The 9,889-nt window shown below is 38.1% G+C and carries 8 protein-coding genes, 1 tRNA gene and 2 pseudogenes; 5 read left to right on the forward strand and 6 right to left on the reverse strand.

Annotated features, from left to right (window positions below; genetic code table 11):
* Positions 1–233: pseudogene (locus tag ACIR310F_RS26745) on the forward strand (hypothetical protein); the annotation flags it as partial.
* A gap of 271 nt (positions 234–504) precedes the next feature.
* Here the strand turns inward: ACIR310F_RS26745 and ftsH2 are convergent.
* The 4 genes from ftsH2 to ACIR310F_RS0110155 form a co-directional block, all read right to left on the reverse strand.
* On the reverse strand, positions 505–2,391 hold the full coding sequence (gene ftsH2 / locus ACIR310F_RS0110140; RefSeq protein WP_028083738.1) for an ATP-dependent zinc metalloprotease FtsH2: 1,887 nt from the start codon (positions 2,389–2,391) through the stop codon (positions 505–507).
* 562 nt (positions 2,392–2,953) lie between these two features.
* Entirely contained in the window at positions 2,954–3,430 is a 477-nt protein-coding gene (locus tag ACIR310F_RS0110145) for a hypothetical protein (RefSeq protein WP_028083739.1), read from the reverse strand.
* A 130-nt stretch (positions 3,431–3,560) separates the two neighbouring features.
* Positions 3,561–5,003, reverse strand: coding sequence for a glutamate--tRNA ligase (gene gltX / locus ACIR310F_RS0110150; protein WP_028083740.1), 1,443 nt, complete (start codon positions 5,001–5,003; stop codon positions 3,561–3,563).
* 195 nt (positions 5,004–5,198) lie between these two features.
* Positions 5,199–5,271, reverse strand: a tRNA-His gene (locus ACIR310F_RS0110155).
* 124 nt (positions 5,272–5,395) lie between these two features.
* On the opposite strand from ACIR310F_RS0110155, the gene ACIR310F_RS0110160 reads away from it, so the two are divergent.
* From ACIR310F_RS0110160 to cobA, 3 genes are read left to right on the forward strand one after another with little or no spacing between them, the layout of a single operon-like run.
* Positions 5,396–5,776, forward strand: coding sequence for a DUF4359 domain-containing protein (locus ACIR310F_RS0110160; RefSeq protein ID WP_028083741.1), 381 nt, complete (start codon positions 5,396–5,398; stop codon positions 5,774–5,776).
* A 36-nt stretch (positions 5,777–5,812) separates the two neighbouring features.
* Positions 5,813–6,547 (forward strand): sirohydrochlorin chelatase, encoded by a 735-nt coding sequence (locus tag ACIR310F_RS0110165; protein ID WP_028083742.1) that lies wholly within the window; start codon positions 5,813–5,815, stop codon positions 6,545–6,547.
* Positions 6,540–7,292 carry a uroporphyrinogen-III C-methyltransferase gene (gene cobA / locus ACIR310F_RS0110170; protein ID WP_028083743.1) on the forward strand — a complete coding sequence of 251 codons (753 nt, stop codon included), beginning with the start codon at positions 6,540–6,542 and terminating at the stop codon, positions 7,290–7,292. The genes ACIR310F_RS0110165 and cobA overlap by 8 nt, the downstream gene beginning before the upstream one ends.
* Before the next feature lie 39 nt (positions 7,293–7,331).
* Here the strand turns inward: cobA and ACIR310F_RS0110175 are convergent, their stop codons facing one another.
* Positions 7,332–8,132 (reverse strand): Rpn family recombination-promoting nuclease/putative transposase, encoded by an 801-nt coding sequence (locus ACIR310F_RS0110175; RefSeq protein WP_028083744.1) that lies wholly within the window; start codon positions 8,130–8,132, stop codon positions 7,332–7,334.
* 192 nt (positions 8,133–8,324) lie between these two features.
* On the opposite strand from ACIR310F_RS0110175, the gene dcm reads away from it, so the two are divergent.
* The gene (gene dcm, locus ACIR310F_RS0110180) at positions 8,325–9,272 is read left to right on the forward strand and encodes a DNA (cytosine-5-)-methyltransferase (protein WP_028083745.1); all 948 of its coding nucleotides are present in this window, start codon (positions 8,325–8,327) and stop codon (positions 9,270–9,272) included.
* 188 nt (positions 9,273–9,460) lie between these two features.
* Here dcm and ACIR310F_RS22065 read toward each other — a convergent pair.
* Positions 9,461–9,820 (reverse strand): annotated as a pseudogene (locus ACIR310F_RS22065) (hypothetical protein); the annotation flags it as partial.
* Between the last annotated feature and the right edge of the window lie 69 nt (positions 9,821–9,889).

Below are 9,889 nucleotides of genomic sequence, written 5' to 3' on the forward strand. Positions count from 1 at the left end.
CAGTTTACCAATTTCTGCGCGGCGCTGGTGGCGATCAACTGAACTTTACAGGTATTACCAATTTTGATGTAATTACATCGGGTACTTCTACATTAGTGCGAGTTGGGGATGGTATTACTGGTAATACTGGTTTTGGTACTGGTCAATTATTAGTTACCTTATCCGGTACATCAGGATTTAATAGCACCAATGCGAATTTAAACCTGTCCGGAGGTACTTTCCTATTTAGTTAATAGCTTTGTTGGGTTTTCTCAACCCAACACCCAACCTAAAATAAATTAGTGATAATGGTGGGTTAGCGTAGCGTAACCCACCCTACAATTATCTACAATTATCACAAGACGCAAAAAAACCGCGAAAAATTTGATTTTTGGTGTTGACAAAGAATTTTAAATATGTTATTATCCTTTTGATAAGGAAGAACTATCTCAAATTATTTAATTAATAAAATGACAAAATCCCCAACTTCTCAAAGAAGTCGGGGATTTTGTTCAAGATCAAGCCTTACAGCATGGGTACAAACTGAGACTTATCGGGTACTTCCGCGTACTCAGCCACGATTTGTCTAAGTTCGTCACCATTAATGGTTTCTTTTTCAATCAACAAATCAACTAGACGATCTGCGAGGCTACGATGATCACGCATGATCTTCTTAGCGGTAGCATAGCATTCTTCCACAATCATTCTGACTTGTGCATCAATGCGACAAGCGATCGCTTCGGAATACTCGGAACGGGTTGTCCAGTCACGACCCAGGAACACCTCACCCTGTTGGCTTTCCAGAGATAAAGGACCTAAATCAGACATTCCGAACCGTGTTACCATTTGTCGAGCCATTCCTGATAACTGCTGTAAATCTCCACCAGCGCCAGTTGTCACTTCTGCTGCTCCAAAAATTACTTCCTCAGCAGCCCGACCACCTAAAGCCCCGGTAATTCTAGCCTTTAGCTGAGAACGACTAATTAGACCTTGTTCTTCATTAGGTGTAAACCAAGTTAAGCCCTGGGCTTGTCCTCTGGGAATCAAAGTCACCTTTTGGACAGGGTCATGGTCTTTAAGTAAAGTCCCCACTAAAGCGTGTCCAATTTCATGGTAAGCAATCAAACGCTTACTCTTGCTGTCTACCAGGGGAGTACCTTCCATCCCCGCAACTACGCGGTCTACAGCATCATCAATTTCCGCTAAAGTGATACCCTCTTTGCGTCTTCTAGCAGTGAGAATAGCCGCTTCATTGAGAAGATTAGCTAAATCTGCACCGGTAAATCCTGGAGTGCGACGCGCGATCGCTTCCAAGGACACGCTATCATCCAACTTCTTATTTCTAGCATGAACCTGTAATACTTCCAAACGTCCTTTAATGTCTGGAGCATCTACCGTTACTTGTCTATCGAAACGACCGGGGCGCAACAAAGCCGCATCTAGGACATCAGGACGGTTGGTAGCAGCAATAATAATAATGCCAGTATTGCCTTCAAAACCATCCATTTCCGTTAATAATTGATTAAGGGTTTGTTCCCGTTCATCATTACCACCACCAATACCAGCGCCCCGTTGACGACCCACAGCGTCAATTTCATCAATAAAGATAATACAGGGAGCGTTATCTTTCGCTTTCTTAAACAAGTCACGGACACGGGAAGCACCCACACCCACGAACATTTCTACAAATTCCGAACCGGAAATACTGAAAAAAGGAACACCAGCTTCACCAGCGATCGCTTTAGCGAGTAAAGTTTTACCAGTTCCCGGAGGTCCAACTAATAGTACACCTTTGGGAATCCGAGCGCCAACAGCGGTAAATTTCTCAGGTTGTTTCAGGAAGGTGACAACTTCTTGTAATTCTTCCTTTGCTTCTTCAATTCCTGCCACATCATCGAATTTTACCCCAGTTTTCGCCTCCATTTGGAAACGAGCGCGGGATTTGCCAAAATTCATCGCTTGTCCAGGACCACCGGGAAGATTGTTAGAACGCCGGAACAAAAAGAAAAGTCCCGTAATCAATAAAACTGGGAAAATCAAATTACTCAAAAGTCCCCAAATTGCCCCATTATTCCGCATTGGATGGGCATCAAAACTTACTTCCTTCTGTTTCAACTTTTGGATCAATTCTGGAGCGTTCACGGGCAAATCTACCCGCCAGAGTTGAGTGCGATTTTCGATGTCTTGGTCATTGGCCTCAATAATTGCCGTTCTCCCACCATCATAAAGATCCACATTAATAACACGATCTGCGTCCAAATATTCCAGAAAGCGACCGTAGGTCATGCGGGTATTGGCCGCATTTTTACTCATGTCCGCAGAATTGCCTGTAAAAGTGCCTTGCCAGAAGAAAAAGCCAATTACTAAGGCCAGCACTGACCAAAGTGCTACGATTCTCCAAGAAAATTTCATCTTTAATTTGCCTCTAGATACTAATATGACTGCTTTTGTAACGGATGTTTATAAATCCATTTTGTAATTTGAGCCATAAAACCTCGGTTTGCTTATGGCAGATTCATGAAGTTTGTCTAGAATCTTAATTAAATTTAACCTAATTCTCATAGTAATACCAATTAAAAATTAAAAATTAAAAGTTAAATGTTCCCAAAATCATACCCAGTAAGGATTTGGGGCTAATTTATATTTTGCTATCTCTATTACTAATTTTACGCTGGACTGCACAGGATTACCAAATTCATTTATTTTTCTTTATCTGTGTTTATCTGCGTTTATTGATATGGTTTATCTTTTCTATGCTTTAAAGCTAAGTATAACGGAAAATTTACGGAGTATGAACCACGAAGAAACGAAGAAGCGAAGGTAAGAGTTTTAGAGAGATTTTTCGTGATGGGTGATAGTGTCATCGCTGATCTTGTAACTAATCATCGTTTAAAATATAGTAGACTTATTAGACATCTCCGAAAATATTGTAGGGTTTCAAGTCACGCACATTTAATTTTCACAAGATGTCTATTTACTTATCTCCCATAATTTTTAAGGTATAAGGTAGGGAATCATTTTCCTTGTAAGAACCAATCCAAATTTGGTAAGTTCCCGGTAGCCATTCACCAACAACACCAGGATTGTTACCATCAAAGTCATCATTACACCAAGTTCCACCAGGTCCTTTGATAATCATGGTCGTGTCCGCAGGACTGTTAACTACTAGTTTCAGGTATTCAAATTTACTCAATAGTTTCAGTGTATGATCGGGATCTTTATCCATAAATCCCTTACAAGGTCCAGTTGGTGTTGTTTCTGTTTTGGCTATTTGGCTTCCCGGTATTGAACCACCACTCATTCCCGTGACTGTCAATGGATCTGGGGAAAATGGATATTGAATGGTAACATCTCCAAAAATCTGGGAAACTGGTTGAGCATTAGCCACTTGATTAAATCCACCTGTAGTCCAGAGTATAATCATTCCTGTAGTCAATACTTTTTTGGACATTGTAATTATAGAAATTTGCTAAATAACTTTAAAGACATAAATTTACGGTCTCAAGTTCCTTTAGAGAAAAGACTTGAGTACCGCTGGGAGAATTTAAAATTCCAGAAAATTCTTACCCAATACTCAGTAATTAATTATTGCTAATTGCCTGATTTAAACGAGCTTTATCTAAACCAATCTGATTTAATAGTAACCAAGATTGAATTAAATCTGGTCCATGTACGTCCCCAGTTAAAGCTGCTCTAAGCGATCGCATCACTAAGCCCTTTTTCACATTTTCTGTTTTTACAACTTGCTTAATTATACTTTGGGCTATATCTGCTGATAAATTTGGTTGACTCTCTAAAGCTGTAGTAATTGCTTTTATTACAGTTTTAACACCTTCCTGCTGTAGTTGTTGACTACCTTCTTCAGTTAATTCTACACCATCAGTAAAAAATCCCTTGGTCATTTCCACAGCATCTACCAACCGAGTCAAACTAGCAGCAATTAACCCCGTTAATGATTCTAACCAAGGACGTTCTCTACCACCGTTAAATTGATAACCAGCTTTTTCCCAGAAGGGCATAAGTAAATCTGTAAGTTCCCCCACTGGCTTATGATGGAGATATTGGCTATTCAACCAGTCTAATTTATCCCAGTCAAATTTAGCACCAGCCTTATTCACTCGCTCAAAGCCAAAATCCTGAGCCGCTGATTCCAAATCAAATATTTCTTGCGTGGAATCCCCTGGCGACCATCCTAGTAAAGTCATATAATTTACTAAAGCTTCCGCCGTAAAACCCAGATCCTGAAAGTCACAAATGGAAGTTACTCCATCTCGTTTCGAGAGTTTTCGCCCTTCTTGGTTTAAAATCAAGGGTGTATGGGCAAATTCGGGAATTTTTGCCCCCAAAGCTTCATATAGTAAAATCTGTTTAGCTGTATTAGCGATATGGTCTTCACCCCGAATCACATGAGTAATTTCCATATCAATATCATCCACAACCACCACAAAATTATACAATGGTTGACCACTACCATCACTAGAAGCGCGAGCAATGACCATATCACCACCCAAATCACTACCACGCCAACTCATTTTACCCCGTACTAAGTCATTCCAAACAATTTCCCGATCATCGGCGATTTGGAAACGAATTACAGAAGAACGTCCTTGAGCTTCAAATTCTGCCCTTTGTTCTGGAGTTAAGTACCGATGACGGTTATCATAACGAGGTGCTTCACCTTTAGCTTTTTGCGCTTCTCGTAAAGCGTCTAACTCTTCAGATGTGGTATAACAGCGGTAAGCTAGTCCTTGATCTAGTAGTTTTTCAACTGCTTCCTTGTAAAGTTCTAAGCGTTGAGATTGGAAAAATGGACCTTCATCCCAATTCAATCCTAACCAGCGTAGTCCATTGAGAATATTATCTGTATATTCTGGACGCGATCGCTCTAAATCTGTATCTTCTATTCTTAGAATAAACTTGCCATGATGGTGACGAGCAAACAAGTAATTAAATACAGCCGTTCTCGCTGTACCAATATGTAAATTTCCGGTAGGACTTGGAGCTATACGGACTCTGACGGTCACAGTTGATTCTCTCTTTTATACAGCACAATTAAACTTACTGATATAAAACCTATGAGTATATATGAATATCTCAGCATCTTACATTCAGCACTTTTGAACAGGAATAAGGAAACCCGAAACTTAGTTACAGGTAACAAGCCTGATTATAACCCAATTTAAGTTTCTTTTGCTATTCCTACATGATATATTGTCCAGGGCGAACGATGGGACTCGAACCCACGAATGGTGGTACCACAAACCACTGCCTTAACCACTTGGCTACGCTCGCCATTTAGCTTATTTTTCAATAATAACACTAACTAAAAAAATGATCAAGCCTTTTTTATCAGAAATTTAGATAATTTTCTTGGTAGTCTTTTAAAGACCAACAACTACCGACTTCAAGTTGAAATATGAAACTTTTAACTACTCTCATCAGTATAGGAGCAGTAAGTGTTACTATATTAGGGGTGATTATGGCCAAAACCAACCCCAATCAGATTGAGTATGAAAAGTATGCAGTTCACAAGCTGACAACATACTTAGAAACTGATGTATGTCAAAAGACTCCGAATTTCCTGGAAAGATTAATTAAAGTTGATTGTAATCAAATGCTTCAATCGCTTAAACCACAAATCAAAGAACTTATTACCAGTACGACCAACCGACAAGACTATATAATCTTTAGTATTTATAGAAGTGAAATTAAACTTGATTCGTGGATACCAGGTTACAAATTTGAAACTGTGGGAGCATTGAATCAATTTTATACTTACAATGCTGAACAAAAATAGGGAATAGGTAGGAATTTTACCAATGACAATTAACTAATGACTAACACAGCTTATCTTTTAGTATCTCACGGAAGTCGTGATCCTCGTCCAGATTTAGCCATGCAGCAATTAGCGAAGCTGTTAAGTGAGATGTTACCCCAAGGGGAAAACTTGATAGGTATTGCTACTCTAGAGGCCAATATCCAACCTTTACATCAACAAATTCAAGATTTCGCCGGTCAAGTTGCGGCTTTTGGCTGTAAAATAGTCCAAATTATCCCCCTATTTTTGTTACCGGGCTTTCATCTCATGACTGATATTCCCGCAGAAATAGCACTGGCACAAGAGGTAATAAATGAAAGCATAAAAATAGAATTATGTCCTCATGTCGGTAGTTATCCTGGGTTAGAAAAGTTTGTTTCTAGGATGATGATGACAGTAAAAGCTGATGTATCAATTATCCTAGCTCATGGTAGTCGTCGTCCTGGTTCTCATGCCCCTGTAGAAAATATAGCAGCTAGTGTGGGTGCATTTACAGCTTATTGGTCTGTACCTCCTAGTTTAGAACTAAGAGTCAAGGAATTGATTACCGCTGGTTATAAACAAATTGCGATTTTTCCCTATTTTTTATTTACAGGTGGCATAACTGATGCGATCGCTTTGGCAGTAGAAACGCTAAAATTGGAGTTTCCATCAGTAACTTTTCAACTCGCACCACCTTTAGGAACAAGTCGAGAATTTGCTGATTTAATCGGGGATTTGATCAAAGAAGGGGAAAAAGTTTTTGGGTAAAGTTTATTTAGTTGGTGCAGGTCCAGGAGATCCTGGACTCATGACTATCAAGGGCAAAGATTTATTAGCTTGTGCAGATGTGGTTATATATGATGCTTTGGTAAGTCCAGAAGTATTAAATATGATTAATCCCGCAGCAGAACAAATTAACGCGGGTAAACGAATGGGTAGACATTCTTTATTACAAGAAGCTACCACAGAATTACTGATAGAAAAGGCGGCAAATCATGATACCGTCGTCAGACTCAAAGGTGGTGATCCCTTTATTTTCGGTCGTGGTGGGGAAGAAATGGCAGAATTGGTAGCCGCAGGGATTCCTGTAGAAGTTGTACCAGGGATTACATCAGGAATAGCCGCAGCGGCCTATGCTGGTATTCCTTTAACCCATCGTCTTTATAGTTCTTCTGTAACTTTCGTGACTGGACATGAATCTGCTGGTAAGTATAAACCCCAGGTAAATTGGCCAGCCATAGCCCATGGTTCAGAAACCATCGTAATTTATATGGGTATACATAATTTACCCTACATTGTAGAGCAGTTAACTGTAGCTGGATTGAGTTTAGATACCCCCATGGCCTTAATTCGTTGGGGAACTCGGCCAGAACAGGAAGAATTAATTGGTGAATTGGGGACAATTGTAGCACAAGTAACAGAAAAAGGATTTCTCGCACCAGCAATAGCCGTAATTGGTGCGGTCGTTAAAATGCACAGTATATTATCTGATTCTGTACAGGAGAAAAAATAGAGGAAAAGTTTGGTTAGGGTTACACTGATTAAATCCTTTTTATTTGTCCTTTGTGTTGATATTCTGTTGTTGAATAATCTCGCTAATTTCTGCCAAACTTAAATTTAAAACCTGTGCGATTTGTTCTCTAGTTAAACCCAATGCGATCAAACCAGGAACTGCGTCTAACTTGGCTTTGCGTTCACCTTCTTCTTTTGCTTCTTGATAAAATCGGGTTTGTTTTAACTCACTTAATCCAAACATAGCTTCTATTTCCTCCCTATTCATTCTTGGAAACTTGTAAATTAAAATTGTCTCAATGATTTGTAATAGTTGTTGCTGTTGAAGTTGAGAATTGATCTCTTCTTTAGTTCTAGCGATTAATTCTCTGGCGTGGGTAATGGAATTATCTGGGTTAGCGATGATTAGTTTTATTGTAGCAATCCCAATGGGTAAAGATGTTGTTTCTGCTAATTCATCGAGATAAATAACTCGGACTCGTTGACTGGTGAAAAATTCTTGATAATGCTGAATATCTCTTGTATCTATGCTGCTGGTTGGATAGATAACTACCGCACTCCAGTGATTTTTGGGGTTGTTTTGGCGAATGTAAAGAAATATTTCGCTAAAAAGTCTATGGTAGAGATCCTTGTCTGATTGAAATTGTACTTCTAAAAAGTAGATGGGGTTATCTGTATTTTGGTTAGGTAAGAAAACTCCATCTATTCTCAAGGCTGTTTGTTTGACTTCAACTGATGAAAATTGATAAAGTTCGGCTAGTTGAGGGGAGTTACCAATCAGTTCAAAAAATATGCTAGGTATTTCTTGAAACAATCGGTAAAATATGCTGTCTGTTTTCATTTTAAAAAGTTGTTTTTAGCGATATACAGGCTTTCATCAAGTGTTACCCCAAATTCTAGCGTATTAAACCCGGATTTTTATAAAGAACTCTATTTGATTAACGCACCCTACAGGATTTGCTGTATATTGAAACAGTATTATAATATCAGCTTAAAATCATGTGTATATCAATATTTAACAATGAGGATAAAAATGATGAAATTCATAGATTTGTTTTGTGGTACAGGGGGATTTAGAATAGCCGTTGAAATGATTTGTCATCAGTATAATATTTCCTCTCAATGTGTTTTTTCTAGTGATATTGATATAGACTCCCAAAAAATATATACAGGAAATTTTGGAGAAACTCCAGCAGGAGACATTACTAAAATTAATGAAAATGATATTCCAGAACATGATATATTATTGGCTGGTTTTCCCTGTCAACCTTTTAGTATTTGTGGGGAACTTAAAGGTTTTGCAGATACCAGAGGTACATTATTTTTTGATATTGCTAGAATTATTCAAGCTAAACAACCCACAGCCTTTATATTAGAAAATGTCAAACAGTTACAAGGACATCAACAGGGAAAAACATTAAAAATTATTATTGATAGTTTACAAGATTTAGGATATTACACAGATTATAAAATTGTTAATGCTTTAAATTTTGGACTACCACAAAAACGAGAAAGAATTTTAATTATAGGTTTTAAAAATCAACATCATTATGAAAATTTTAAATGGCCATTGATAAAAATTCCGATGCAACCATTATCAACAATATTAGAAAATTCCGTTTCTGACTTTTATTATGCTTCCGAAAAGATTAGACAAAATCGGTTACAAAAAGTTAAGCCTAATCAACAAGATGATCAACCAACGATATGGCATGAAAATAAATCTGGTAATATTAGTGTATATCCTTATTCTTGTGCATTAAGAGCAGGAGCATCCTATAATTATCTATTAGTTAATGGAGAAAGAAGGTTAACTGAAAGGGAAATGTTGAGATTACAAGGTTTTCCTGAATCTTATCAAGTGGTGGGAAGTTATCAAACTATGAGGAAATTGACTGGTAATGCTATTGCTATTCCCTGTGTGGCCAGTGTTATTGATATTATGATTAATTTGATGGTTACAGGAAATAGTAAATATTGAAAATATTTACAAAATTATTTTTGATAAATGCGATAGTAATTTACCAAGAATTTATCATTCATTTAGTATTATTCCTCATCTTTACAGCACTTCCCGATGTTATGAGGTACAAGAACCCCACCCCCAACCCCCTCCCCGCAAGCGAGGAGGGGGCTTAAGATGTACCTCATAAGAGCGGAAACCCCTGTATCTATATCCAGGTTTTCATCAATTGTTAGCCCAAATGGTAGGGTATTAAAGCCTAAGTTTTCTAAAGTTAAAATTGCTGTTTCCACTGATGAATTGTTGATTGTTTGTTGATTTACTAGAGATGTAAGTAATTCACAAACTCCCTGGTATTGACTGGTATTATAGTCAATCCAACGGTTAGAATATGCCAGTGCATCATGTAATGCCATTACCACTTCTGTATAGGGGTCAAATGGTAATTTATCGCGCATGGTACGCATAGTACGCAGTAGGTTATCTGCATAAATAGATGCTATTGGTTCTCCAGAATAAGAGGAGAGTTTTTGTAAATCTATTAAGATAGATTTGGTGAATTCTATTCAGGACTTACGCAAAATATCTCTCAAATCCTCATTTCTCCGTGACCTCTGTGCCTGGAGTGGTTCGTT

It is taken from the genome of Dolichospermum circinale AWQC310F (assembly GCF_000426925.1).
GTDB classification, from domain to species: Bacteria; Cyanobacteriota; Cyanobacteriia; order Cyanobacteriales; family Nostocaceae; genus Dolichospermum; species Dolichospermum circinale.

What these genes read in the sequence shown, in the direction of transcription:
- ftsH2 (WP_028083738.1), bottom strand. Translation starts at nt 2,391, where the DNA reads ATGAAATTTTCTTGGAGAATCGTAGCACTTTGGTCAGTGCTGGCCTTA.
- ACIR310F_RS0110145 (WP_028083739.1), bottom strand. Translation starts at nt 3,430, where the DNA reads ATGTCCAAAAAAGTATTGACTACAGGAATGATTATACTCTGGACTACA.
- ACIR310F_RS0110160 (WP_028083741.1), top strand. Translation starts at nt 5,396, where the DNA reads ATGAAACTTTTAACTACTCTCATCAGTATAGGAGCAGTAAGTGTTACT.
- ACIR310F_RS0110165 (WP_028083742.1), top strand. Translation starts at nt 5,813, where the DNA reads ATGACTAACACAGCTTATCTTTTAGTATCTCACGGAAGTCGTGATCCT.
- ACIR310F_RS0110175 (WP_028083744.1), bottom strand. Translation starts at nt 8,132, where the DNA reads ATGAAAACAGACAGCATATTTTACCGATTGTTTCAAGAAATACCTAGC.
- dcm (WP_028083745.1), top strand. Translation starts at nt 8,325, where the DNA reads ATGATGAAATTCATAGATTTGTTTTGTGGTACAGGGGGATTTAGAATA.